Source organism: Arthrobacter sp. JCM 19049 (genome assembly GCF_001310435.1).
This window is the reverse complement of the sequence record NZ_BAXF01000892.1, coordinates 1-604: the sequence shown is the minus strand read 5'-3', so window position 1 is coordinate 604 and position 604 is coordinate 1. Positions and strand designations below refer to the sequence as shown.

The following is a 604-nucleotide window of genomic DNA, read 5'->3' as shown; positions in this document are numbered from 1 at the left end:
CGTCGGCACGGCGGCCCAGCAGCAGGGAGAGCGCGGTGATCACCATGGTCTTGCCCGCACCGGTCTCGCCGGTGACCACGGTCAGGCCCGGACCAGCGGCAGGGTGGCCTGGGTGATGACACCGAGGTTGGAGATCGAAATTTCCTGAATCATCGCGCACTCCCGATCGATTGAGCTGATGCGTTCATGTTCTTGCGTTAGATTACCGTCACCATCGTACACATATTCGAATCCTCTTGTTCGAACATCGTGTTCGAACCCGGCGCGCAGACCCCGGTGGTGGCCCGCGGGGTGGGGTCAGCCTGCTGGCCGTGTGACCCCTGGTCCGCTGTCGGCGTTCACCGGTGGGAGGTGGCCGGTCCTGCACCTGGCTCCCACTATCCCCCGCCGCGGCGTGGGCCCAAGCCCACTGGACACCGGACGGGGATTAGTGAGATCTGGGGTCGGTCGCCGCCATCGTGCGGGCACGGACGGATGTCAGGGGCGCGGATCGTCGCGGGCCACCATCGGGATGCCCGGCTCGTCCTTGTTGTGCGGCTCGACGGTGCGCAGTTCGGGTTTGACCACCGGCAGCGCGGTGGTGGCGGTGCGGCGTTCCGACGGG

General features: G+C 67.1%; 1 pseudogene. It reads right to left on the bottom strand.

The annotated features are described in order from the left end of the window. A pseudogene (locus JCM19049_RS21690) lies at window positions 1-153 on the bottom strand (AAA family ATPase); the annotation flags it as partial. Between the last annotated feature and the right edge of the window lie 451 nt (window positions 154-604).